The following is a 24,959-nucleotide window of genomic DNA, read 5'->3' on the forward strand; positions in this document are numbered from 1 at the left end:
CATGGCGGGGGCCTATGGCCGTTGGGGAATGGGTTTTTCTGGCTCTTCGCGGGTAAGGTCCCCTGTAGGCGCGGGCTTGCCCGCGAAGAGTCCGGCACAGGTAACCCATCACCCGTTATGCAACCGATCCCGCTTGGCCAGGGTAGGGAACAGTTTTATCCACACCCCGGTCACCACCAAGGTGCCCACCCCACCCAGCACCACCGCCGGCACTGTACCAAACCAGTGCGCGGTCACCCCCGATTCGAACTCACCGAGCTGGTTCGAGGCACCGATGAACAAGCCGTTCACTGCGCTCACCCGCCCACGCATTTCATCCGGTGTCTCCAGCTGCACGAACGAACTGCGAATGACCATGCTGATCATGTCTGCCGCACCCAGTACCACCAGTACCGCCAGCGAGAACCAGAACGAGGTCGACAGGCCGAAGGCGATGGTCGCCACGCCGAACACGCCGACCGCAGTGAACATCGTCCGCCCGACGTTGCGCTGGAACGGGAAGCGCGCCAGCCAGAGCGACATCAGCAACGCCCCCACCGCTGGCGCCGAGCGCAACAGGCCAAGTCCCATCGGGCCGGTCAGCAGGATGTCCTTGGCAAATACCGGCAGCAACGCGGTGGCCCCGCCCAGCAATACTGCGAACAGGTCCAGCGAGATGGCGCCGAGGATGTCGGGCCGGCTGCGAATGAAGCGGATGCCAGCCAGCAGCGATTCGATGCTGGCGCGCCCGCGCTGGGCGACCTGGCCACGCGCCTGCAGGCTCAGGGTCAGCACGCAGGCAATGGCGTACAGGGCCACCGTCGGGCCATACACCCACATGCTGCCAAAGGCATACAGGAAACCGCCCACCGCCGGCGCCACGATGGTCGCCGACTGGGTGGCCGAGGCCGACGCCGCCACTGCCCGCGGGAACAGCCCGGCCGGTACCACATTGGGCAACAGCGCCTGGGTTGCCGGCATTTCGAATGAGCGGCTGGCGCCGAGCAGGAAGGCCAGGGCAAAGATCAGTTCGCGGGTGACGTTGTCGGTAGCGCTGCCCACCGCCAGTGCCAGGGCAATCAGCCCCTGAAGGCTCTGGCACAGGGCGGCGACCTTGCGCCTGTCATAGCGGTCGGCGACATGGCCGGTGTGCAGCATGAACAGCACCCGTGGGGCGAACTCGACCAGGCCGACCAGGCCCAGGTCCAGTACGTTGCCGGTCAATTGGTAGAGGTGCCAGCCGATGGCCACGGTGAGCATCTGGAAGCCGCTGGCGGTGAACACACGGGCCAGCCAGAAGGCCAGAAAAGGACGATGGTGACGCAACAACTGCGGTGCGGAATCGGACATCGGAAATCAGTGGCCTCGGCGCAGTAGAGGGGCGCGCAGCGTATCACCTGTTTGTAACAAGCAGTTACTGTTTGCTCAGGTCGGCACTTTTCTACTGTTTATTAAAGAGGGTGAGGCAACAGGTCACGCGGCAATCCACCACACGCCCCATCGGGCCATTCGGGACTATGCTTCCAAGCATTCATTGATCTGGGTCAATCGTTCCAGATCAATGAATTGGCCGTCTGGCCGGAATCCCTGCGATCGAACAGAACAATTCCAACACGCCGTACTCGACCCAGTGGGGGCAGTGGGCGACTGGGGCCACAAGCCCGGACGCCGGATTATCTGAAGAGGAAGCACCATGTTCGGAATAGAGGCCTTAGAGCTCGCCCGAATGCAGTTTGCCTTTACCGTGTCATTCCACATCCTGTTCCCGGCCATCACCATTGGCCTGGCGAGCTACCTGGCAGTCCTTGAAGGCCTCTGGCTGCGGACCCACAACCAGGTTTACCGTGACCTCTATCACTTCTGGTCGAAGATCTTCGCCGTCAACTTCGGCATGGGCGTGGTCTCCGGCCTGGTCATGGCCTACCAGTTCGGCACCAACTGGAGCCGCTTCTCCGACTTTGCCGGCGCCGTCACCGGCCCGCTGCTCACCTACGAAGTACTGACTGCGTTCTTCCTCGAGGCCGGCTTCCTGGGCGTCATGCTGTTTGGCTGGAATCGCGTCGGCCGTGGTCTGCACTTCTTCTCCACGGTGATGGTAGCGCTCGGTACGCTGGTTTCGACCTTCTGGATTCTCGCCTCGAACAGCTGGATGCAAACCCCGCAAGGTCACGAGATCATCGATGGTCGGGTGGTGCCGGTGGACTGGTTTGCGGTGGTGTTCAACCCCTCGTTCCCCTACCGCCTGATGCACATGGCCACTGCCGCGTTCGTTTCCACCGCGTTCTTCGTCGGTGCCTCGGCGGCCTGGCACCTGCTGCGCGGGCGTGACAACCCGGCCGTACGCAAGATGCTGTCGATGGCCATGTGGATGGCACTGATCGTCGCCCCGATTCAGGCAGTGATCGGTGATTTCCACGGCCTCAATACCCTCAAGCACCAGCCGGTGAAAATTGCCGCGATCGAAGGCCACTGGGAGAACGTGCCCGGTGAGCCGACTCCGCTGATCCTGTTTGGCATTCCCGACATGGAGGCCGAGACTACCCGGTTCAAGATCGAGATCCCGGCGCTCGGCAGCCTGATCCTGACCCATAGCCTGGACAAGCAGGTGCCGGCGATGAAGGAGTTCCCGCCCGAGGACCGGCCTAACTCCACCATCGTATTCTGGTCGTTCCGGATCATGGTCGGGCTTGGTTTCCTGATGATCTTCGTCGGCCTGTGGAGCCTGTGGTTGCGAAAACGCGGCACACTGTACAGTTCGCGCCCGTTCCTGCATGTGGCCCTGTGGATGGGGCCATCCGGGCTGATCGCGGTGCTGGCCGGCTGGTTCACTACCGAAATTGGCCGCCAGCCCTGGGTGGTGTACGGCCTGATGCGCACGGCGGACGGTGTTTCCAACCACAGCTACGCGCAGCTCGGCTTCACCCTTGTGGCCTTCGTGGTGGTGTACTTCGCCCTGTTTGGCACCGGCCTTGGCTACATGATGCGCCTGGTGCGCAAAGGGCCGCAGACCGGCGAGGGTGATGAGCACACACCGGGAGGCCCAGGCCAGAAACGCACGCCGGCACGGCCTTTGTCCGCCGCCGATGATGGCCGCGAGGCCACCTCTGCCAGCTTGAACAAGGGGAACTGAACCATGGGTATCGACCTTCCACTGATCTGGGCCGTGATCATCATCTTCGGCGTCATGATGTACGTGGTGATGGACGGATTCGACCTGGGGATCGGCATGCTCTTCCCCTTCGTCAAGGGCGAGCAGGACCGTGATGTAATGATGAACACTGTCGCGCCGGTATGGGACGGCAACGAAACCTGGTTGATCCTGGGCGGTGCCGGACTGTTCGGGGCCTTCCCGATGGCCTATGCCGTGGTCCTCGAGGCCCTGTACCTGCCCCTGATCCTGATGCTGATCGGCCTGATCTTCCGGGGCGTGGCCTTCGAGTTCCGCTTCAAGGCCAAGGCTGACAAGCGGCATATCTGGGACAAGGCTTTCATCTGGGGTTCGCTGATTGCCACCTTCTTCCAGGGCGTGGCGTTGGGTGCGTTCCTGGAAGGCTTCAAGGTGGTCGACCGGCATTTCGCCGGTGGCACCCTGGACTGGCTGACCCCGTTCAGCCTGTTCTGCGGGCTGGGGTTGATCGTGGCCTACACCCTGCTGGGTTGTACCTGGCTGATCATGAAGACTGAAGGGCCGCTGCAACAGAAGATGCACGACATGGCCCGGCCGCTGGCGCTGGTGCTGCTGGTGGTGATCGGTATCGTCAGCCTGTGGACCCCAATCGCCTACCCGCAGATTGCCGACCGCTGGTTCAGCATGCCCAACCTGATCTGGTTCATGCCGGTACCGCTGCTGGTGCTGGTGACGTTCTACGGGTTGCTCAAAGCGGTGGCGCGCAACGCGCACTACACGCCGTTCCTGCTCACGCTGGTATTGATCTTCCTTGGCTACAGCGGCTTGGGAATCAGCCTGTGGCCTAACATCATCCCGCCGTCGATCTCGATCTGGGATGCCGCAGCGCCACCGCAAAGCCAGGGCTTCATGCTGGTGGGTACCCTGTTCATCCTGCCGTTTATCCTCATGTATACCTTCTGGAGCTACTACGTGTTCCGCGGCAAGGTGACCCACGAAGACGGCTATCACTAGGAGGGCCGCATGATGACTGGCAAGCATGGCTTGGAAGACAAGAAACCGCTGTGGCAGCGACTGGGTTGGCTGTTGCTGATCTGGGCGATGAGCGTCGCGGCGCTGGGTGTGGCGGCCTGGGTGATGCGGCTGTTCATGGGGGCGGCGGGCCTGACCACACATTGATAAAGAGCGGCAGCGGGCTTGCCCGCGAAGCAGGCAACGCGCTAGATGGCACCGGCGTTGCCGGTGTTCGCGGGCAAGCCCGCTCCTACGGGGGCGGTGGCGCGCTTACTTGCGGGCTTTCAGAATGACGAACTTGGGCGTAGCCGCCACCTGCTCAACGCCGCGGAACAACCGCGCCAGCTTGCTGTGATAGCCCAGGTGCCGGTTACCCACGATGTACAGCGCCCCACCTACCACCAGCGCTTCACGCGCCTGCTGGAACATGCGCCAGGCCAGGAAATCACCTACTACCTGCTGTTGGTGGAACGGCGGGTTGCACAGCACCACGTCCAGCGACTGCTTCTCCAGCCCGGCCAGGCCATCGGCCGCGACGAAGGTCGCCGGGCGCTCGCCCAACGCTGCCTGCCAGTTCTCCTGCGCCGATTGCACCGCCATGTACGACTCGTCGACCAGGGTGTACTCGGCCTCCGGGTTGGCCAGGGCGCTGGCAATCGCGAGTACGCCGTTACCGCAGCCCAGGTCTGCCACCCGCGCACGGCCGAGGTCGCGTGGCAGATGCGGGAGGAACGCCCGGGTACCGATATCCAGGCCTTCACGGCAGAACACGTTGGCGTGGTTGATCAATTCCAGTGCCGGCACGTCGAGGCGGTAGCCGCTAGGGTAGGGGGACTTGGCGAGCGGCCGCTCGGCAACCGTTGCAGTCAGCAAGCGGGCTTTTTTCTGTGCCAGCGAAGCCTGTACGGGGCCGATGTACTTCTCCATCAGGTCGCCGGCCGCCCGTGGCAGGTGCTTGATCATCGCCCCGGCAATCACCTGCGCACCGGGGGCCAGCTGGCCTTGCAGGCGGATCAGTTGTTCTTCGAGCAGGGCCAGGGTCTTGGGTACACGCACCAGCACCCGATCAAACGGGCCTTGCCAGTGCTCGCTGGCCGGTACGAACGGCACACTGTCGAATGGCAGGCCATTGCGCGCCAGGTTCTTTTCCAGGGCCAGATGCCCCAGGTGCGAGTCACCGCTGCTGACCACCTGCAGCTGGCCCGCCAGGCTGGCGGCCAGGGCACCGAAGCTGTCATTGAGCACCAGTACCCGGCAATTGGCGTCAGGTGCCTGATCGTGTAGCTGCGCAAGCAGGTACTCGTCGGCGGCATCGAAAGCCTGCAGCGGGTCGTTGGCCTGCTCCGGCTGGCGGATCAGGTCGAGTTCGGCGTAGGGGGTGGTCAACAGGGGCATGGCGTCTGGCTCGGGTACGAAACTGCCCGTTGCGGTTCGCCCCGGGCTTTGCCGGGCGATTCTACAGGGCTTTGCCCAAGGCCGCAGGCTTGGAGGTCAGATCCAGCCACGCAAGGCGGCAATGGCGATGGCTCCGGCCTTGTTGGCTGCATTGGTCTTGGTGATCACGCTGCGGATATGGAAGTTGACCGTGCTTTGCGACAGGGAGAGGATGCAGGCTACATCGGCAGCGGTCTTGCCGGCGGCAGACCATTTCAGCACTTCCAGTTCACGCTCGCTCATTTTCGGTTGGGGTGGGCACAGTGCGTTCAGGTGATGCTCGCCCAGTACCGCGTGAAGGGTGTGGCACAGCCACTGCACACTACCGGCTTTGTCGTACAGCTCGAACACATCGATGTGGCCGTTTGGTCGAGCGACACTGATCTGGCTTTCGTTGTGCTGCAGATCGTGAAGCGACTGTGTCCAGCCGTGGCGCAAGCCATGCTGGCAGGCCATTTCGCGAAATTGCGGGGCTTCCTTGTACAGTTCATCGGTCCACAGCACCGGCGTCGTCGAGCTGTGGCTCAGGTTCGCCGCCGGGTCCTGCTTGTAGAAGTCGTCGCGCTGGTAGCGCTCGATCCACTCACTTGGGTAGTTGCTGTAGAGGTACAGCCTTGGCGTTTGCGTAGCGATCTGAATACGGATGTTCAGCCCAAGGTAATCCATGCCCAGGCCCTGAGCCAGGTGGACTGCGATGTCGAACAGCTTCTGCGGGCTCCGTTCGCTGACGAAGGCATGAAGATGTTCAGGTTTCCATTGATACATCTGAGGCACTCCTTGGAGGCGCGCAGAATCCAATCCGTTTGAGTACCCGGAAGATTGTAGGAAAAGACCTACCATCCTGTTGGGAATTTTTTGTTATAGCGATCAGGATTTTCTGCGACTTCGGCCCGGTTGCACTCTATGAGGCCCTACAAAGCGGTGGTTTTTATCCTGGCCACTTTAGGCGACACTGTGCACACGCCAACCCTGGAGCCCGATATGACCGCTAGCGCCGACAAGTTCACCCGCCAGACACTGCTCGATGTTCAGCCACTGACGCCGAACCTCTTCAGCCTGCGGGTTACGCGCGACGCGGGGTTCCGCTTCCGTTCCGGCCAATTTGCCCGGCTAGGTGTGACCAAGGCCGATGGTAGCGTGGTGTGGCGCGCCTATTCCATGGTCAGCGCGCCCCATGATGAGTATCTGGACTTCTTTTCCATCGTGGTGCCAGGTGGTGAGTTCACCAGTGAGCTGAGCCGTTTGGGGGCAGGCGATACGTTGCTGATCGACCGCCAGGCGTTCGGCTTCCTCACCCTCGACCGCTTCGTCGGTGGTCGTGATCTATGGCTGCTGGCCACCGGTACCGGCATTGCGCCCTTTATGTCGATCCTGCAGGACTTCGAGGCCTGGGAGCGTTTCGACAGCATCAAGCTGGTGTATTCGGTACGCGAAGCCAAGGAGCTGGCCTATGTGGATGAGATTGCCGGGCTGGAACAGCGCGATTATCTGGCTGAGTACGCGGGCAAGTTGCAGTTCATTCCCGTGGTGACCCGTGAACAGCACCCGGGGGCGCTGAACCAGCGGATTACGACGTTGATCGAGAATGGCGAACTGGAGAGGGCGGCAGGGCTTGAACTGTCACCGGAGCATTCGCGGGTGATGCTGTGCGGTAACCCGGAAATGATCGACGAAACCCGCAAGGTCCTCAAGGCGCGAGACCTGCAACTGAGCCTGAGCAAGCGGCCCGGGCAGGTGGCTGTCGAGAACTACTGGTAAGACCATTGCGGCCGTTGTGGGGCCTGTAGGAGCGGGTTTACCCGCGAAAGGGCTGGGCCTGCTGGCCAATCTTCACCCGCCGTTCACCTTTGCCGTCGCCACCGTATTCGCGGGTGAACCCGCTCCTACACAGATGGGGGTGGACACACATCGGAGGTTGGACACAGGCCGCCGTAGGAGCGGGTTCACCCGCGAAGAGGCCGGGCCTGCTGGCCAATCTCCACCCGCCGTTCACCGTTGCTGTCGCCATCGTATTCGCGGGTAAACCCGCTCCTACACAGATGGGGGGTGGACACACATCGGAGGTTGGACACAGCCCGCCGTGTAGGAGCGGGTTCACCCGCGAAAGGGCCGGCCCTGCTGGCCAATCTCCACCCGCCGTTCACCTTTGCTGTCGCCACCGTATTCGCGGGTAAACCCGCTCCTACACACAAATCGTTGGTGGACACACATCGGTGGTTGGACACAGCCCGCCGTGTAGGAGCGGGTTCACCCGCGAAAGGGCCGGGCCTGCTGGCCAATCTCCACCCGCCGTTCACCGTTGCTGCCGCTACCGTATTCGCGGGTAAACCCGCTCCTACACAGATTGGTGGTGGGCACACATCGGAGGTTGGACACAGCCCGCCGTGTAGGAGCGGGTTCACCCGCGAAGAGGCCGGGCCTGCTGGCCAATCTCCACCCGCCGTTCACCGTTGCTGTCGCCACCGTATTCGCGGGTAACCCCTTCCTACACAGATGGGGGGTGGACACACATCGGAGGTTGGACACAGGCCGCCGTAGGAGCGGGTTCACCCGCGAACACCGGCGGAGCCGGTGCCATCCATCGCATTGCTTTCTTCGCGAGCATGCCCGCTCCCCACAGCGCCTCCGGCAATTTTCAAGGCAAGCGGTTCTGGTTCTGCGTCTTGAGCAAATCGCGGATCTCGGTCAGCAGTGTCTCTTCAGCCGAAGGCACAGGCGGCGTAGTCGGTGCCACGGCTTCTTCACGCTTGAGCTTGTTGATTGCTTTCACGCCCATGAAGATGGCAAAGGCCACGATCACGAAGTCGATCACGGTCTGGATGAACTTGCCATACGCCAGCATCACCGCTGGCAAGTCACCTTCGGCAGCCTTCAGGGTAATGGCCAGGTCGCTGAAGTCCACGCCACCGATCAACAGGCCCAGTGGCGGCATGATCACGTCGCCGACGAAGGACGAGACGATCTTGCCGAAGGCCGCGCCGATGATGATACCGACCGCCATGTCGACGACATTGCCTTTGACTGCGAAAGCCTTGAACTCGTTGAGCATGCCCATGTTTGGTTCCTTGTAACAAAAGGTAAGGTTAAGGCAGTGTAAGCCACTAAAACGCTTCATGCGTTGTGTTCAGGGCTACTGACTGCAGTTAGAACGAATAGTTTTGTCGCATCTCGAGGCGTTCGAGACACGTCCTGCTCGGCTATCATGGCGAATTTTTCCAGGAGACCCCACCCATGGCCAAGGCCAAGCGCTTGTATGGCTGCACCGAATGCGGCGCGACTTTCCCCAAATGGGCCGGCCAGTGCGGCGAATGCGGGGCCTGGAATACCCTGGTCGAAACCATGATCGAAAGCGGCGGCGCTGCTGCACCCAGTAGCGGCCGCGCTGGCTGGACAGGACAGCAGGCGCAGATCAAGACCCTGGCCGAAGTCAGTGTCGAGGAAATCCCGCGTTTCACGACCAGCAGCACCGAACTGGACCGTGTGCTGGGTGGCGGCCTGGTGGATGGCTCGGTGGTGCTGATCGGCGGTGACCCCGGCATCGGCAAATCGACCATTTTGCTACAGACCTTGTGCAACATCGCCGTGGGCATGCCGGCACTGTATGTCACAGGGGAGGAGTCGCAGCAGCAGGTGGCCATGCGCTCCCGGCGGCTGGGCCTGCCCCAGGACCAGCTCAAGGTGATGACCGAAACCTGCATCGAGACGATCATTGCCACGGCGCGGGTCGAGAAGCCGAGGGTAATGGTGATCGACTCGATCCAGACCATTTTCACCGAGCAGTTGCAATCGGCCCCGGGCGGCGTGGCCCAGGTGCGCGAAAGCACAGCGTTGCTGGTGCGCTACGCCAAGCAAAGCGGTACGGCAATCTTCCTGGTCGGCCACGTGACCAAGGAAGGCTCGCTGGCTGGCCCAAGGGTGCTGGAGCACATGGTCGACACTGTGCTGTATTTCGAAGGTGAGTCCGATGGCCGCCTGCGCTTGCTGCGGGCGGTCAAGAACCGCTTTGGCGCGGTCAACGAACTGGGCGTGTTCGGCATGACCGATCGTGGCCTCAAGGAGGTCTCGAACCCGTCGGCGATCTTCCTCAACCGTACCCAGGAAGAGGTGCCGGGGAGCGTGGTGATGGCAACCTGGGAGGGGACCCGGCCGATGCTGGTCGAGGTGCAGGCGCTGGTCGACGATAGCCATCTGGCCAACCCGCGGCGGGTGACCTTGGGCCTGGACCAGAACCGCCTGGCCATGTTGTTGGCGGTACTCCACCGTCATGGCGGTATCCCGACCCATGACCAGGACGTGTTTCTCAACGTGGTCGGCGGGGTGAAGGTGCTGGAAACGGCTTCGGACCTGGCGCTGCTGGCGGCGGTGATGTCCAGCTTGCGTAACCGGCCACTGGCCCATGGTTTGCTGGTGTTTGGCGAGATTGGCTTGTCGGGCGAGGTACGGCCGGTGCCCAGTGGCCAGGAGCGCTTGAAGGAAGCGGCCAAGCACGGCTTCAAGCGTGCCATCGTACCCAAGGGCAATGCGCCGAAAGAAGCGCCGGCGGGTTTGCAGGTGATTGCCGTTACCCGCCTGGAACAGGCGCTGGATGCGTTGTTCGAATAATGTGCAGGAGCGAGCAAGCTCGCTCCTGCACACAGTCAATGCTCGGCAACTGGCGTGCGCTTGACCGTTTCATTGCCATGCTCGTCCAGTTCCAGCATTGGCACTTCGTTACCCTCGGCATCGAACAGCTTGCCATCCTTGAAGTAGTCCCCATCACGCAGCGCGGAAATGTCCGAATACTGGATGGTCCGCTCGTAGGCTGCAGCGAACACTGACTGGTTTTCCGAGTTGCCGGTGGTGAAGTGGTTGAAGATCAGGTTCAGCAGGATGGCCATGATCGCCGCCGAGCTGATGCCGGAGTGGAAGATGGTCTCGAACCAGTTCGGGAAGTGGTGGTAGAAGGTCGGCGCGGCAATCGGGATCATGCCGAAGCCCAGCGAGGCGGCAACGATGATCAGGTTGACGTTGTTCTTGTAGCTGACCTTGGACAGGGTGCGGATACCGCTGGCCGCCACGGTGCCGAACAGCACGATACCGGCGCCGCCCAGTACCGGGGTAGGCACGGCGGCAATCACCCGTCCCATGACCGGCAGCAGGCCGAGTACCACCAGAATCACGCCGCCGGTAGCCACCACGTAGCGGCTCTTGACCCCGGTCACCGCCACAAGGCCAACGTTCTGGGCGAACGCGCTCTGGGTGAACGAACCGAAAATCGGCGCCAGGATGCTCGATGCCATGTCGGCGCGCAGGCCGTTGCCCAGGCGCTTTGAGTCCACCTTGGTGTCGATGATCTCACCGACGGCGAGGATATCGGCCGACGTTTCCACCAGGGTCACCATGATCACGATGCACATCGACAGGATCGCGGCGATGTGGAACTCCGGCATGCCAAAGTGGAACGGCGAGGGGAAGGCGAACATCGGGCCTTCGCTGACCTTGCTGAAATCGGTCATGCCCAATGCCCAGGCGATCAACGTGCCGACCACCATGGCCAGCAGGATCGACAGGCGTGAGATGGTTGCGTTGCCAAGCTTGCTCAGCAGCAGCACGATGGCGAAGGTCAGCCCGGCCAGGCCGATGTTGGCCATGCTGCCGAACTCCGGCGAGGCGCTGTTGCCACCCATCACCCAGCGTGCGGCAACCGGCATCAGGGTCAGGCCGATGGTGGTGATGACGATACCGGTCACCAGCGGCGGGAAGAACTTGGTGATGCGCGAGAACACCGGCGTGATCAGAAAGCCGATCAGCGACGCTGCCATGACCGCGCCGAGTACGCCTGGCAGGCCACCGCCCCCCTCGCTGCTCAGAATCGCCCCCATGGTCGCCACACCGGCGAACGACACGCCTTGTACCAGCGGCAACTGGCAACCAAAGAACGGCAGACCAAGGGTCTGCAGAAGGGTGGCCAGGCCACCGGCAAACAGCGAGGCGGCGATCAGCATGCCGATTTCGGCACCATTCAGGCCCGCGGCCTGCCCCAGGATCAGGGGTACTGCGACGATCCCACCATACATGGTCAGCACATGCTGCAGACCATAGGCCAGGTTGGCACCAAGGCCGAGGTTTTCATCCTCGGGTCGCTTGGCGGGAGACGTGCTAGGGGACGTAGTCATGGAGCAGGCTCTCTGTTTATTGTTGTGCCGCTACTGTAGACACTTCACTCAATTGATTGCTACAAAAATTGTATACAATATTTTGATCGGAGCGCGAACAGATCCGGCCGCAGGGCGTGCTAAAACCCAATGCAGAAGGCGTACCAACTTGGCAGAAGTTGTATTAGAAGGGTGTGTACAAAGCAACGCTACCCAGGCTTAAAGCTGTCTGGGTAGACAAGAAACACTCTGTGGGGAGGCTATTAGCTAGCTAAGAGATTTCATTATTCGATGAGTTCGCGCAGCTCACGCATCATTTCGGTGCTGTCAGCCACGTTCAGTTCCACAAGACGGTGCAAGTGGCTCAGCGAGTCGAGGTCGATGTAGAGGCAGATGAAGCCCAGGCGGTCCGCTTCCTCGTGGCGCAGTTCGACCTGCATCTGCACGCGGGCATCTTCGCCCAGGTGGATGATGGCGTCGAAGTCCTGCGTCAGGTCGGCATCCCAATCTGCCGGGCGTTCTATCAGCAAGCCTTTGAGTGAAAGGTCCAGCAGTTTTGCAGGCCAGCGTTTCAGTCCCTGGTGTAGCTCGGCGGGCGCATCGAAGTCGATGCGTTGAAAGCGGCGGCGTTCGTCGTGATCGCTCATGGCATGGATCCTCAATAGGTCGTCAGGTGTCATCCTGACTATATTTAGAACTGCATGTGCATCAGGTACTGCAATCTGGCCGCAGAGGCTCTAGAACAAAGCAAGTGTGGCAATGCCGCTTGACTCGCCCTAGACTCGGTGGGCGGTCTTTCCAATCCACCAGCTGGAAGCTAACCATGAACAACAATAATAGCCTGCTACGCCATATTCCGTGGCTGGCGCTGGCAGTCATAGGCGCCTGCGCACTGGGTGTGGTTGCCCTGCGTCGCGGCGAGGCGATCAACGCCTTGTGGATCGTGGTCGCGGCGGTGGCCATCTACCTGGTCGCCTATCGTTACTACAGCCTGTTCATCGCCACCAAGGTGATGCAACTCGACCCGCGCCGTGCCACCCCGGCGGTGCTCAACAACGATGGCCTGGACTACGTTCCGACCAACAAACACATTCTTTTCGGCCACCACTTCGCCGCCATCGCCGGCGCAGGCCCCTTGGTCGGGCCGGTACTCGCCGCGCAAATGGGCTACCTGCCCGGCACGCTTTGGCTGATCGCCGGCGTGGTGCTGGCCGGTGCGGTGCAGGACTTCATGGTTCTGTTCATGTCTACCCGCCGCAATGGCCGCTCGCTGGGCGACATGGTGCGCGAGGAGATGGGCAAAATCCCGGGCACCATCGCCCTGTTCGGCTGCTTCCTGATCATGATCATCATCCTTGCGGTGCTGGCGCTGATCGTGGTCAAGGCCCTGGCCGAAAGCCCGTGGGGCATGTTCACGGTGATGGCGACCATCCCGATCGCGATGTTCATGGGCATTTATATGCGCTACATCCGTCCGGGCCGTATTGGCGAAATCTCGGTGGTTGGCGTGGTACTGCTGCTGGCTTCCATCTGGCTGGGGGGCGTGATCGCTGCGGATCCGGTGTGGGGCCCGGCGTTCACGTTCACCGGCGTACAGATCACCTGGATGCTGGTGGGCTACGGGTTTGTCGCCGCCGTGCTGCCGGTATGGCTGGTACTGGCGCCGCGTGACTACCTGTCGACCTTCCTCAAGATCGGTACGATCCTTGGCCTGGCCATCGGTATCCTGATCATCGCACCCGAGCTGAAAATGCCGGCGCTGACCCAGTTCACCGACGGCACCGGCCCGGTGTGGAAGGGTACCCTGTTCCCGTTTCTGTTCATCACCATTGCCTGTGGTGCGGTGTCTGGCTTCCACGCGCTGATTTCCTCGGGGACCACCCCGAAGCTGCTGGATAACGAAACCAACGCCCGCTATATCGGCTATGGCGGCATGCTGATGGAATCGTTCGTCGCCATCATGGCCATGGTTGCGGCCTCGGTGATCGAGCCGGGCGTGTACTTCGCCATGAACAGCCCGGCTGCCGTGGTCGGTTCCGATGTTGTGTCGGTAGCGCAGACGGTCAGCAGTTGGGGCTTCCTGATTACACCTGAGCAGCTCGAAGCGGTCGCCCGTGACATCGGCGAGCACACCGTCCTGGCCCGTGCTGGCGGTGCGCCAACCCTGGCGGTCGGTATCGCGCAGATCCTGCACCAGGTGTTGCCAGGTGAAAACACCATGGCCTTCTGGTACCACTTCGCGATCTTGTTCGAGGCGCTGTTCATCCTCACTGCGGTGGATGCCGGTACCCGTGCCGGGCGCTTCATGTTGCAAGACCTGCTGGGCAGCTTCGTGCCGGCGCTCAAGCGCACCGACTCGTGGGGGGCCAACCTGCTCGCCACCGCTGGCTGCGTGGCACTCTGGGGCTATCTGCTGTACCAGGGCGTAATCGACCCGCTGGGCGGCATCAACACCCTGTGGCCGCTGTTTGGTATCTCCAACCAGATGCTGGCCGGTATCGCCTTGATGCTCGGTACTGTGGTGCTGATCAAGATGAAGCGTCAGCGCTACATCTGGGTCACCCTGCTGCCGGCCGTGTGGCTGTTGATCTGCACCACTGCAGCAGGCCTGATCAAGCTGTTCGACCCGAACCCGGCTGTCGGCTTCCTGGCCCTGGCCAAGAAGTACAGCACTGCGCTGGACGCCGGCCAGGTACTGGCCCCGGCCAAAGACATCGGGCAGATGCAGCACGTGATCTTCAACGCCTACACCAACGCGGGCCTGACGGTCTTGTTCCTGCTGGTGGTCTTCAGCATCCTGTTCTTCGCCATCAAGGTCGGCTACGTCGCCCTGGGCCGCAAGGAGCGCAGCGACAAGGAAACCCCGTTCCAGGCGCTGCCTGACGCGTAATAGAGAGGACTGCAATCATGTTCAACGACCTGGGTCGACTGGGAAAATACCTGGGGCAGGCAGCCCGCCTGATGGTCGGCATGCCCGACTACGACAACTATGTCGAACACATGCAGAAAACGCATCCGGACAAGCCGGTGATGAGCTACGAGGCGTTCTTCCGCGAACGCCAGGAAGCACGTTACGGTGGCAAATCCGGCCCCAAGTGCTGTTGAGCCTGCGGTACGTGTGAACCTGTGGGAGCCTGGGTAACCGGCTCCCACAGTCATTTTCAGATTCAGGAGTATTTTGCGTGCAGACGCCCATTCCCGTAACCGTCCTCACTGGCTTCCTCGGTGCCGGCAAGACTACCTTGCTCAGGCACATGCTCAAGGCCGAGCATGGCCTGAAGCTCGCCGTGATCGAAAACGAATTCAGCGAGGCCGGCATCGACAGCCAACTGCTGGGTGATCAGCCGGTGCAGGTAATGACCTTGGCCAACGGCTGTGTATGCTGCAGCATCCATGGCGACTTGACCCGCGCCCTGTACCTGCTGCTTGAACGTCTGGATGCCGGCGAGATTGCCTTCGACCGCCTGGTGATCGAGTGCACCGGCCTGGCCGACCCGGCGCCGGTAGCGCAAACGTTCTTCATCGACGAGGAGCTGCGTGAGCGCTACATCCTCGACGGCATCATCACCCTCGTCGATGCCGCGCATGCCGAACTGCACCTGACCCAGACCATCGCTCAGGCCCAGGTCGGCTTTGCCGACCGTCTGCTGCTGAGCAAGACCGACCTGGTCGAGCCAGCTGCGGTTGAAGCCCTGCGCGAACGCCTGGGCCGCATCAATAGCAGGGCTGCGATCCGTGTGGTCGAACACGGCTGCATCGACCTGGCTGAACTACTGGATGTGCGCGGTTTCAACCTCAACCCTGACCTTGGGGTAAACCTGAAACCGATGTTGCGACCCGTGCTCAAGCCTGCCACCCCGGACCGCATCTCCACGATGGTGCTGCGCACTGAAGCGCCGCTGGATATCGACCGCCTCAGCAGCTTCATGAACGCGCTGCTGGAAACCCACGGCAAACAGCTGCTGCGCTACAAGGGCGTGCTGAACATTGCCGGCGAGGAACGCAAGCTGGTGTTCCAGGGCGTGCTCAAGCTTTATGGCTTCGACTGGGACGCCGAGTGGGCCGTAGGCGAAGCGCGCGAGAGCGTGATGGTGTTCATTGCCGATGAACTGCCCGAGGCTACGATTCGGGCTGGCTTCGAGGCAATGGCTGCGGGCTGATCCGCTGCGGCGCCTGCCCTGCGAACCACTGCGGCCATGAGCTGCGGTGGCGGGTCTCGACCTCGATGCACGGGATCAGGCGTTCGGTCAGCACAGCGGTTTGCCGCACTGCTTTGGCGGTGCGGTATTTGACGCTGTGGATGCACTCGCGGTCGCCGAACTCGCAGCGGTTCAGGGCGGTTCCGCCGCAGGGGCCATTGGCCAGGCCTTTAGGGCAGGTTTCCGGGCAGGTGTACAAGGTGTCTTCCAGGCGGCAACGGCCGCAGGTGTCGCAACCCACCAGCGGGCGCTTCACACTGCGCTCGAGCGTGTGCAGCACTTGTGCGCCAACGCGTGTTGCCCATAGAGGCTGGCGCACTGCCCAACCGAAGGCCTTGCTCAGGCCGTTGCGCCGGCTGAACAGCAGTGAATGCATGCCATGCATCAGGTGATAGCGGGCTTTTTCCTTGAATGAGGCATCGACCCGTGACTCGCCCAGGCGCCAGCCCGCCTGTGGCGGATGGAAGGTTACCGCTGGCAGGCCGGGCATCTGCCAGCTGGCGTGCCAGGCCGGTGTCCATTGCTCCAGAGAGTGAACCTGGGATTGCCAGTGCTCGATACGGGCCTCCAGGGCCAGCAACTGTTCGAGTGTGTGAACCCCTGACAGGTGCACACCGGCGTAACCCATCAGCTTTGTACCGATAATCTGCAGGGCCAGCCGGTCAACACTGCGCGCCTGGGCAAAGGCCTTGGACTGCGCCGTTTCCGCTTCGAGCATGTCGCGCATGGAGAGCGTGACAGTGACGCCGGCCACGTGGTCGAGCATCGCTGCGCGCCCGTGGGTGAGGCTCATGAGGCAGGCCAGCATGGGCTTGGGTGACGCCTGGCGGCGCATCCAGTGTATGGCTTCCTGGTGCTTGGCGGCATCGAAGCCCAGCTGCAAGGTGAAGAAGTCAGCCCCCGCTGCCAGCTTTTTCTCGGCCTTGAAATACTGGGCGCCGCCTTCTTCCTCGTGGTACTTGAACGGGTTCAGCGCCGCGCCCAGCAGCCAGTGCGGGCAAGCCTGGCGGGCAATCTGCAGGGCAGCGACCGATTCCAGATAGCGCACCGGGCGCTGGCCAGGTTCATGGCCGGGCAGGCGGTCGCCAGTCAGCAGTAACAGCTGGTCGAGGCCGGCGGCGTCCATGCGCTGCAGTTGGGCGAGCAGGTGGTGGCGCTCGCGATCCTTGCCCGAAAAATGCGGCAGGGCAGGCACCGGGTTGCTGAACGAGGCGAGGGCGTCCAGCGGTGACATGTCCAGCGGGCTGCCGACACGATCACCGATGGCCACGGTCATAGGCCAGCCGCACAGGTGCGCACGGGCCATGATCGCTTCCATGGCGGCAAAGCGTTCTGCGGAAGGTTTGGGGACGAACTCCATGACGCAGACGAAGTTCTTTTCGCGCAGGGCGGTTTTCAGCAGGCTCATGTTGGCCGGGCACCTGGTGTGGTCAGGGTGGCATTGTGCGGCAGAAGGCGAGCCGGGTCATGTCCGGATGCGCAAGGTGGTGATCTGAATGAGACATGGGGGGCGCGAAGATCATGGCAGCATGATCATGAAGATTTCTTGGGTTCATCTCAAATTTAATGAGTTTGTCTCAATACCCCCACCAGCTGGAGAATCCCCCTCATTCATTAAAGCATGCTGAAGGGACAAGACATGGCACTGGCACATAACCTGGGCTTTCCACACATCGGCCGTGACCGCGAGCTGCGTGCCCGCCACTGGCAGGTGCAGAAAGACGCTGGCATCGAGCTGCTGCCGGTCGGCGACTTCGCCTGGGACAGCCACGTGCTTAGCGCAGGCGATCAGCCGTTCGTTCTGAACTGGGAACCACTGTTCGAAGAAGTGGAGCACGCCAAGGCTCTGGGCCATGCAGTCAAGCCGGTAGTGATCGGCCCCTTGACCTACCTGTGGCAGGGCCAGACCCTGGGCGGTGACTTCGACAAGCTGGAGCTGCTTGACCGCCTGCTGCCCGTGTATGACCAGCTCCTCAACCGCCTGGCCGCCCTGGGCGTTGAATGGGTGCAGATCGATGAACCCATCCTCGCCCAGGCGCTGCCCCAGGACTGGAAAAATGCCTATGAACGCGTCTACAACATCCTTCAACGCGCACCGTTGAAGAAGCTGATCGCCACGTACTTCGGTGGCCTTGACGGCAACCTCGGCCTGGCCGCCAACCTGCCAGTGGATGGCTTGCACGTCGATCTGGTTCAAGCCCCTGAGCAATACCAGAGCATTCTCGACCGCCTGCCGGCTTACAAGATACTGTCGCTGGGCCTGGTCGACGGTCGCAACGACTTGCCTTGCGATCTGGGCAAGACCCTGGGGCTGCTGCACGAGGCCCATGAACGCCTGGGTGAGCGGCTGTGGTTGGCGCCGGCCTGTTCGCTGCTGGAGAGCCCAGTGGATCTGGCCGTGCAGAAGTGCCAGGAAGTGGCGGTGCTGGCTGCTTCGCTGGAGCAGGACCGAGCCGCGGCTTGAACGGTTGCTGCCTGTGCCGGCCTCTTCGCGGGTGAACCCGCTCATACAACGGCCTGCGCCCAATCACCGATGTGTGTCCACCACCGATCGGTGTAGGAGCGGGTTTACCCGCGAATACGGTGGCGAATGCAACGGTGAATGGCTGGTGGAGATTGGCCAGCAGGTCCGGCCCTTTCGCGGGTGAACCCGCTCCTACAACGGCCTGCGCCCAATCACCGATGTGTGCCCACCACCGATCAGTGTAGGAGCGGGTTTACCCGCGAATACGGTGGCGAATGCAACGGTGAATGGCTGGTGGAGATTGGCCAGCAGGTCCGGCCCTTTCGCGGGTGAACCCGCTCCTACAATGGCCTGCGCCCAATCACCGATGTGTGCCCACCACCGATCAGTGTAGGAGCGGGTTTACCCGCGAATACGGTGGCGAATGCAACGGTGAATGGCTGGTGGAGATTGGCCAGCAGGTCCGGCCCTTTCGCGGGTGAACCCGCTCCTACAATGGCCTGCGCCCAATCACCGATGTGTGTCCACCACCGATCAGTGTAGGAGCGGGTTTACCCGCGAATACGGTGGCGAATGCAACGGTGAATGGCTGGTGGAGATTGGCCAGCAGGCCCGGCCCTTTCGCGGGTAAACCCGCTCCTACGAGGATTTACTTACCTGTAGGCTGGGGTTTATCCGCGAAGAGGCCGGGCCTGCTTGAATCAATCAGCGCTCGATGGCCAGCGCCACCCCTTGCCCGCCACCAATGCACAAGGTGGCCAGGCCTTTCTGGGCATCCCGTTTGATCATCTCGTGCAGCAGGGTCACCAGCACCCTGCACCCGGAAGCACCAATCGGGTGGCCCAGGGCAATCGCCCCTCCATTGACGTTAACCCGCGCGGCATCCCATGCCAGCGCATTGCCCACGGCCAGCGCCTGGGCGGCAAAGGCTTCGTTGGCTTCGATCAGGTCCAGTTCGGCCAGTTGCCAACCGGCCTTGTCCAGGCAACGCTGGGTCGCCGAAACCGGACCGATACCCATGATCGCGGGGTCTACCCCGGCACTGGCATAGGCGGCGATCTTCGCCAGCACCGGCAGGCCCAAAGCCTCGGCCTTCGCTGCGCTCATCAGAAGCACGGCGGCGGCGCCGTCGTTCAGGCTGGAAGCATTGCCTGCGGTAACGCTGCCGTCCTTCTTGAAGGCCGGGCGCAGTTTGCCCAGGGACTCGGCGGTGGTGTCCGGGCGTGGTTGCTCGTCACGGGCAAAAACCTTGGGCTCTCCCTTTCTCTGCGGCAGCACGATGGGGGTGATTTCAGCGTCGAAACGGCCGGCCTCGATCGCCGCCACTGCCTTGCGCTGCGATTCGGCAGCGAAGGCATCTTGCTGTTCACGGGTTAGACCGTACTTGTCCACCAGGTTTTCGGCAGTGATGCCCATGTGGTAATCATTGAAGGCATCCCACAAGCCGTCCGTGATCATGCTGTCGATCAGTTGGCCATGGCCCATGCGCTGCCCGGTACGGGCCGAGGGCATCACGTAGGGGGCAAGGCTCATGTTTTCCTGGCCACCTGCAATCACCACCTCGGCATCGCCGCAGCGGATCGCCTGGGCGGCCAGGTGCAGGGCCTTGAGGCCCGAGCCGCAGACCTTGTTCAGGGTCAGGGCCGGTACGCTGAAGGGCAGGCCAGCCTTGATCGCCGCCTGGCGGGCAGGGTTCTGACCGGCACCGGCCGTAAGCACTTGGCCGAGGATGACTTCGTCGACCTGGGCCGGGTCCAGCCCGGTTTGTTTCAGCAGTTGCTTGATCACGGCGGCGCCGAGGTCGACTGCAGGCACACTGGCCAAGGCGCCCTGGAAGCTGCCGATGGCGGTACGGGTTGCGGCGACGATCACCACGTCGTTCATGTTGTTGTTCTCCGTGCAATGGGCGTAGTGCCGCCAGCATCGGCGGGTTTGGCTTATTTGTTAAGTTTGTTTTTCTTTCGGATTGATGTGAAAAACAAATCAATGGGTGGCGAAGGTTCTAACCAGCCAATCTGGATTTCGTGGAGCTGTGAGCCTCCTGCACATAAGAACTCTGGTTTTGCATCCCTCTGATCACCCCGTAATATGTGTCGGATAACCTGCGGGGGTAGTCTCACCCTCTGATCAATCGGAATCGCCCCAAGCGGCGCTTCCCCGGCATAAACCTGACGAGGTACAGACATTGGCCATCATTCATCCTAAGGTTCGCGGTTTCATCTGCACCACGACTCACCCGAAGGGCTGCGAGCTCAACGTCCGTGACCAGATCGAAGCCACCCGCAAGCTGGGCGTACGCGAGGATGGCCCGAAGAAGGTCCTGGTCATCGGTGCTTCCAGCGGCTACGGCCTGGCAGCCCGCATCACCGCGGCGTTCGGCTTCAAGGCCGACACCCTGGGCGTGTTCTTCGAAAAACCAGGCACCGAGACCAAGGCCGGCACTGCTGGCTGGTACAACGCTGCTGCCTTCGACAAGTTCGCCAAGGCCGAGGGCCTGTACAGCAAGTCGATCAACGGTGACGCCTTCTCCGACGAAGCCCGCGCCAAGGTCATCGAGCTGATCAAGAACGAAATGGGTGGCAAGGTCGACCTGGTCATCTATTCGCTGGCTTCGCCCGTGCGCAAGCTGCCGCAGACCGGTGAAGTCATCCGCTCGGCACTCAAGCCGATCGGCCAGCCATACAAGTCGACCGCCATCGACACCAACAAGGACACCATCATCGAGGCCAGCATCGAGCCGGCCACCGAGCAGGAAATTGCCGACACCGTCACCGTCATGGGTGGCCAGGACTGGCAACTGTGGATCGATGCGCTGGCTGGCGCCAATGTACTTGCCGAAGGCGCTCGCACCGTGGCCTTCAGCTATATCGGCAGCGATATCACCTGGCCGATCTACTGGCACGGTGCACTGGGCCAGGCCAAGCAGGACCTGGATGAAACCGCCCTGCGTCTGAACCAGAAGCTGGCCGGTGAAGTGAAAGGCGGCGCCAATGTGGCGGTGCTCAAGTCGGTGGTTACCCAAGCCAGCTCGGCCATCCCGGTGATGCCACTGTACCTGTCGATGGTCTTCAAGATCATGCAGGAGAAAGGTGTTCACGAAGGCACTCAGGACCAGCTTGACCGCATGTACCGCGACCGTATGTACCGTACCGACGGTGCGCCGGCAGAAGTCGACGAGAAGGGTCGCCTGCGCCTGGACGACTGGGAGCTGCGTGACGACGTGCAGAACGCTTGCAAGGCCCTGTGGCCCAAGGTGACCACCGAGAACCTGTTCGAGCTGACCGACTACGCCGGTTACAAGAAGCAGTTCCTCAACCTGTTCGGCTTCGAGCGCGCTGACGTCAACTACGACGAAGACGTAGCCACCGATGTGAAGTTCGACTGCGTCGAGCTGTAATCGGGTAAGCCTGTACCGGCCTCTTCGCGGGCAAGCCCGCTCCCACAGGTTCTCCCCCTGTAGGAGCGGGCTTGCCCGCGAAGAGGCCGGTACAGGCTACAAAATCTTTGCTAGTTTTGGCGCACAACGACAGGGAATGCGCCATGAGTAGCCTCACCCAACCCGCTACCCCATTTCACCACCCCGCGGCCGACGGCTACCGCCTCGGCGGCTTCTGCTGGCGCCACGCCCAACCTGACCCCCAGCGCCCGCTGGTGATCATCAACGCTGCCACTTCGGTACGCTGCCGCTATTACGCCCGCTTTGCCGACTACCTGTTCGCCCACGGCTGCGATGTGCTGACCTATGACTACCGTGGTATCGGCGAATCCCGGCCTGCGTCGCTGCGTGGTTTCCAGGCCTCCTGGAGCGACTGGGGCCGGCTGGATTTCGAAGCCATGCTGGCGCATGCGGCAGCGCATTTCCCAGGTCAGCCGGTGGACGTGGTGGGGCACAGTTTCGGCGGTTGTGCAGTAGGCCTGGCACCGTCGGCTGGCCAGATCCGACGGGTCGTGATGGTTGGCGCGCAGTTCGCCTACTGGCGCGACTACGCGGCCAGCCAGCGCTGGCAACTGTTCGGCAAGTGGCATGTGGTCATGCCGCTGCTGACCCGGGTATTCGGCTACTTTCCCGGCAAGCGCCTGGGTTGGCTGGAAGACACGCCAGCCGGTGTGGTGCATGACTGGACCACACGCACCCCACGTTATGAGCACCGCCCCAGCGGGCGGGCGTTGGCGGCGCTACCGTTCGCCCAGGTGCGTGCGACGACGCTGGCCATCAGTCTGACTGACGACCCTTTTGGGACCGTGGCGGCGACCGAGCGTTTATTGGGTTATCTACAGGGGGGCGAGCGCCAGCACCTGCGCATTGCACCTGTGGATATCTCGGCCGAGGAAATTGGCCATTTCGCGTTCTTCCATGACCGGTTTCGCGAAAACCTGTGGCCGGTGGCCTTGCAGTGGTTGCGGCAGGGGAGGCTGGAAGGTGGGGGGCCTGGCACCATCATGGATTGATGGTGGGCGCAGGACAGTGGGGCCGCAAAGCGGCCCCGGCTATCTCAAGCCTTGCGCGCAAGCGGCTGCGCAGCAAACTTCACACCCGCCAGACCGTGTTTGATCAGCGCACGGATGTTGCCATGGTCGCTACCCTCAGGCGTGGCCACCACATCACGGTAGTGCTCGCCGAAGGCCAGCAGCGCTTCCTGGTCGCTCAGCCCTTCAAGCAAGGCCAGGCCCAGGGTTTTGCACGAACCTTCGTTCTGCCCTGCCGCATTCTCCACGCCGCCGTTGTTGAAGGCCTGCGGCTGGTAGCTGTAATTGTCGGCAATGAACGCCAAGGTATCGGCAAAAACATGTTGGCCGCTGGCCAGGCTTGCGCGCAGGGTATTCAGATCAGTCACGAGGTTTTCCTTTTTCGAACGCCGCTTGTTGATCGGCGCTGGCTTCTTTCTGGTATTGGGCTTTCCACTCGGCGTAGGGCATGCCGTACACCGCTTCGCGGGCATCATCCAGGCTCAGGTCCAGCTGACGCTCGTCAGCGGCGGCCTTGTACCACTTGGACAGGCAGTTGCGGCAGAAACCGGACAGGTTCATCAGGTCGATGTTCTGTACATCGGTGCGCTTTTGCAGGTGTTCAACCAGGCGCCGGAATGCGGCCGCCTCGAGCTCAAGCTGTTGTTGTGGGGTCATGGTCTTCTCTCAAGTCATGCGGTTCTTCAGGTGGCGGCCACCGTTGATGACCACCTGGCTGCCGGTGCTGTACTGGCTGGCGAGCAGGTACTTGACGGTCTCGATCAGCGGGCCGGCGCCGGGTTCGAATTCCAGCAGGGCCTTTTTCAGGGTTTGCTGGCGGTAGGCTTCGTCCCCCCCTTCCTTGAGGATCAGCAGCCCAGGCAGGATACCGTTCACATGCACCCTGGGCGCATATTTTTCGGCGAATGACAGCACCATGTTCTGCAGCGCGGCCTTGGTGGCGGCATAGCCGATGTGGCTTTTACTGCCGCGCGAAGAGGTTTCGTCGCAGATGTGGATGATGTCGGCCTTTTCCACCTTGGCCAGCAGGTCGCCCAGGGCCAGGTTGAGGTGGTAGGGCGCTTCGACGTGCAGGCGGAACATGGTCTCGAGGTTGTCGAGGCTATCGTCGAGCCATAGTGAGGCGTTGTGGATGATGGCGCGCAGTCCGTCGTAACGATCGTGCAGGTGATCGATCAGCGCCTGGCGGTCGCCCGCGTGGCACAGGTCGGCCTGAAACTGCACGATGTTGGGGTGGGCTGCCTGCGGCTGGATGCTGCGGCTGGCACTGACCACCGTATGGCCGGCCTGTGCCAGTTCGAGGGCCAGGGCCAGCCCGACGCGCTGGCTGGCTCCGGTAACGAGAATGGGGCTGTTCATGTTCGGGGTGGTCAACTTGTCTGTCCTTTGGTTGCCACCCAGCATACCCGAACTGTTTCCCTGTTGTATGGCCTGGCCTCAGCGGCTGCGCAAGGCGCCGGCAGTGGCCGGGGAGGCCTGCAGCCAACTGGATAGCAGGCGGGTGGACAGCGGTATGAACAGGTACACCATCACCGGCGTCAGGGCCAGGGTGCTGAGCAGTACCCGGGGAACGAGGTCGAGTGCCGCCAACCAATGGCCGAACAACAGGTTGAAGGCCAGCGAGACTGGGAAAAACGCCAGCCAGATGGCCACGGCCTGCTTCCAGCGTGGCGGTTTTTGCACCCTGTTGGTGCCAAACCAGTCGTCGATACCGCTGACGCGCGCCTCTTTGGGGCGCTCGAACAGGCCGTTGCCGCGTTGTAACCATGCGCGGCGAGAGGCGGAGTGCTCCCAGGCATGCAGGGTCGGCTCGTCGCTGAAGCGGAAGATGATCTGAAATTCGTCGCTATCCTGAGGCGGGGCAAGGATGCCCGAGCCGAGGTAGCCAGGGAAGTCGGTGGCCAGCTGTTCGCCTTCGTGCAGCCAGGCCAGCAGGTCCTGGTAGCGGCCATGGGCGGCGCGGCGCGACACCATGAGGGTAACGGGTGGGGTAGACATCGTGTATCTCCTGGCAACGGGGCTGGCGGGTAGCTGGCCCCTTTGGCTGTGTGGCCCGGGGTGATGGGCGACGCAGTCGTGCATGCAAGAATCGGGCGCGCATTATCGCGCAGTTGCGATCTTCGGCAAATATCGGCAGTTAA

22 protein-coding genes and 1 pseudogene are annotated in these 24,959 nt (G+C 62.2%); 11 read left to right on the plus strand and 12 right to left on the minus strand.

The window, feature by feature from the left end; all coding sequences use genetic code 11:
- Window positions 1-108: 108 nt before the first annotated feature.
- On the minus strand, window positions 109-1,329 hold the full coding sequence (locus tag J3A98_RS01395) for an MFS transporter (RefSeq protein ID WP_010955310.1): 1,221 nt from the start codon (window positions 1,327-1,329) through the stop codon (window positions 109-111).
- Between the two features lie 343 nt (window positions 1,330-1,672).
- On the opposite strand from J3A98_RS01395, the gene J3A98_RS01400 reads away from it, so the two are divergent.
- From J3A98_RS01400 to J3A98_RS01410, 3 genes are read left to right on the plus strand one after another with little or no spacing between them, the layout of a single operon-like run.
- A complete protein-coding gene (locus J3A98_RS01400; RefSeq protein WP_019438403.1) occupies window positions 1,673-3,109 on the plus strand; it encodes a cytochrome ubiquinol oxidase subunit I in 1,437 nt (478 codons plus the stop codon).
- 3 nt (window positions 3,110-3,112) lie between these two features.
- Window positions 3,113-4,120 (plus strand): cytochrome d ubiquinol oxidase subunit II, encoded by a 1,008-nt coding sequence (cydB, locus tag J3A98_RS01405; protein WP_003251612.1) that lies wholly within the window; start codon window positions 3,113-3,115, stop codon window positions 4,118-4,120.
- Between the two features lie 9 nt (window positions 4,121-4,129).
- Window positions 4,130-4,285 (plus strand): DUF2474 domain-containing protein, encoded by a 156-nt coding sequence (locus J3A98_RS01410; RefSeq protein WP_012274180.1) that lies wholly within the window; start codon window positions 4,130-4,132, stop codon window positions 4,283-4,285.
- 105 nt (window positions 4,286-4,390) lie between these two features.
- Here the strand turns inward: J3A98_RS01410 and J3A98_RS01415 are convergent, their stop codons facing one another.
- Complete coding sequence (locus J3A98_RS01415) at window positions 4,391-5,515, minus strand: methyltransferase (protein WP_176682513.1); 1,125 nt, start codon at window positions 5,513-5,515, stop codon at window positions 4,391-4,393.
- 96 nt (window positions 5,516-5,611) lie between these two features.
- Window positions 5,612-6,319 (minus strand): autoinducer binding domain-containing protein, encoded by a 708-nt coding sequence (locus J3A98_RS01420; RefSeq protein WP_176682514.1) that lies wholly within the window; start codon window positions 6,317-6,319, stop codon window positions 5,612-5,614.
- A gap of 216 nt (window positions 6,320-6,535) precedes the next feature.
- Here J3A98_RS01420 and J3A98_RS01425 point away from each other — a divergent pair, with 216 nt between their 5' ends.
- The gene (locus tag J3A98_RS01425; protein WP_176682515.1) at window positions 6,536-7,312 is read left to right on the plus strand and encodes a ferredoxin--NADP reductase; all 777 of its coding nucleotides are present in this window, start codon (window positions 6,536-6,538) and stop codon (window positions 7,310-7,312) included.
- A gap of 877 nt (window positions 7,313-8,189) precedes the next feature.
- Here J3A98_RS01425 and mscL read toward each other — a convergent pair.
- Window positions 8,190-8,609 carry a large-conductance mechanosensitive channel protein MscL gene (mscL, locus tag J3A98_RS01430; protein WP_176682516.1) on the minus strand — a complete coding sequence of 140 codons (420 nt, stop codon included), beginning with the start codon at window positions 8,607-8,609 and terminating at the stop codon, window positions 8,190-8,192.
- A 176-nt stretch (window positions 8,610-8,785) separates the two neighbouring features.
- On the opposite strand from mscL, the gene radA reads away from it, so the two are divergent.
- On the plus strand, window positions 8,786-10,156 hold the full coding sequence (gene radA, locus J3A98_RS01435) for a DNA repair protein RadA (protein ID WP_003251626.1): 1,371 nt from the start codon (window positions 8,786-8,788) through the stop codon (window positions 10,154-10,156).
- 35 nt (window positions 10,157-10,191) lie between these two features.
- Here radA and J3A98_RS01440 read toward each other — a convergent pair whose 3' ends face one another.
- Both J3A98_RS01440 and J3A98_RS01445 read right to left on the minus strand, forming a co-directional pair.
- Window positions 10,192-11,709, minus strand: a complete 1,518-nt coding sequence (locus J3A98_RS01440; RefSeq protein ID WP_176682517.1) for a nucleobase:cation symporter-2 family protein — start codon at window positions 11,707-11,709, stop codon at window positions 10,192-10,194.
- Between the two features lie 263 nt (window positions 11,710-11,972).
- Window positions 11,973-12,335 (minus strand): PilZ domain-containing protein, encoded by a 363-nt coding sequence (locus J3A98_RS01445; protein WP_176682518.1) that lies wholly within the window; start codon window positions 12,333-12,335, stop codon window positions 11,973-11,975.
- A 176-nt stretch (window positions 12,336-12,511) separates the two neighbouring features.
- Between J3A98_RS01445 and J3A98_RS01450 the strand changes: the two genes are divergently transcribed.
- From J3A98_RS01450 to yjiA, 3 genes are all read left to right on the plus strand, one after another.
- The gene (locus J3A98_RS01450) at window positions 12,512-14,578 is read left to right on the plus strand and encodes a carbon starvation CstA family protein (RefSeq protein ID WP_176682519.1); all 2,067 of its coding nucleotides are present in this window, start codon (window positions 12,512-12,514) and stop codon (window positions 14,576-14,578) included.
- 17 nt (window positions 14,579-14,595) lie between these two features.
- Window positions 14,596-14,793 carry a YbdD/YjiX family protein gene (locus J3A98_RS01455; protein ID WP_003251633.1) on the plus strand — a complete coding sequence of 66 codons (198 nt, stop codon included), beginning with the start codon at window positions 14,596-14,598 and terminating at the stop codon, window positions 14,791-14,793.
- Window positions 14,794-14,870: 77 nt separating this feature from the next.
- Window positions 14,871-15,848: a GTPase gene (gene yjiA, locus J3A98_RS01460; protein ID WP_209963488.1), complete on the plus strand. Its 978-nt coding sequence runs from the start codon at window positions 14,871-14,873 to the stop codon at window positions 15,846-15,848.
- Here yjiA and J3A98_RS01465 read toward each other — a convergent pair.
- Window positions 15,808-17,295 (minus strand): methylenetetrahydrofolate reductase C-terminal domain-containing protein, encoded by a 1,488-nt coding sequence (locus tag J3A98_RS01465; RefSeq protein WP_209963491.1) that lies wholly within the window; start codon window positions 17,293-17,295, stop codon window positions 15,808-15,810. The genes yjiA and J3A98_RS01465 overlap by 41 nt on opposite strands.
- Before the next feature lie 231 nt (window positions 17,296-17,526).
- Here J3A98_RS01465 and J3A98_RS01470 point away from each other — a divergent pair.
- Window positions 17,527-18,330 (plus strand): annotated as a pseudogene (locus J3A98_RS01470) (5-methyltetrahydropteroyltriglutamate--homocysteine methyltransferase); the annotation flags it as partial.
- Between the two features lie 726 nt (window positions 18,331-19,056).
- Here the strand turns inward: J3A98_RS01470 and J3A98_RS01475 are convergent.
- Window positions 19,057-20,235, minus strand: a complete 1,179-nt coding sequence (locus tag J3A98_RS01475) for an acetyl-CoA C-acetyltransferase (protein WP_176682523.1) — start codon at window positions 20,233-20,235, stop codon at window positions 19,057-19,059.
- 301 nt (window positions 20,236-20,536) lie between these two features.
- Here J3A98_RS01475 and fabV point away from each other — a divergent pair, with 301 nt between their 5' ends.
- Both fabV and J3A98_RS01485 read left to right on the plus strand, forming a co-directional pair.
- Complete coding sequence (gene fabV / locus J3A98_RS01480; RefSeq protein ID WP_176682524.1) at window positions 20,537-21,748, plus strand: enoyl-ACP reductase FabV; 1,212 nt, start codon at window positions 20,537-20,539, stop codon at window positions 21,746-21,748.
- Window positions 21,749-21,891: 143 nt separating this feature from the next.
- Window positions 21,892-22,800, plus strand: coding sequence for an alpha/beta fold hydrolase (locus tag J3A98_RS01485; RefSeq protein WP_209963493.1), 909 nt, complete (start codon window positions 21,892-21,894; stop codon window positions 22,798-22,800).
- A 44-nt stretch (window positions 22,801-22,844) separates the two neighbouring features.
- Here J3A98_RS01485 and J3A98_RS01490 read toward each other — a convergent pair whose 3' ends face one another.
- The 4 genes from J3A98_RS01490 to J3A98_RS01505 are packed head-to-tail and all read right to left on the minus strand — an operon-like array spanning window position 22,845 to window position 24,816.
- Complete coding sequence (locus J3A98_RS01490; RefSeq protein WP_003251646.1) at window positions 22,845-23,186, minus strand: HopJ type III effector protein; 342 nt, start codon at window positions 23,184-23,186, stop codon at window positions 22,845-22,847.
- Entirely contained in the window at window positions 23,179-23,475 is a 297-nt protein-coding gene (locus tag J3A98_RS01495; protein ID WP_003260708.1) for a DUF1244 domain-containing protein, read from the minus strand. Before J3A98_RS01495 ends, J3A98_RS01490 begins: the two co-directional genes overlap by 8 nt.
- A gap of 9 nt (window positions 23,476-23,484) precedes the next feature.
- Entirely contained in the window at window positions 23,485-24,222 is a 738-nt protein-coding gene (folM, locus tag J3A98_RS01500) for a dihydromonapterin reductase (protein WP_209963498.1), read from the minus strand.
- A 33-nt stretch (window positions 24,223-24,255) separates the two neighbouring features.
- Entirely contained in the window at window positions 24,256-24,816 is a 561-nt protein-coding gene (locus J3A98_RS01505) for an antibiotic biosynthesis monooxygenase (RefSeq protein WP_209963501.1), read from the minus strand.
- Between the last annotated feature and the right edge of the window lie 143 nt (window positions 24,817-24,959).

The sequence above is a fragment of the Pseudomonas sp. BP6 genome (assembly GCF_017875935.1).
Taxonomy (GTDB): domain Bacteria; phylum Pseudomonadota; class Gammaproteobacteria; order Pseudomonadales; family Pseudomonadaceae; genus Aquipseudomonas; species Aquipseudomonas putida_Y.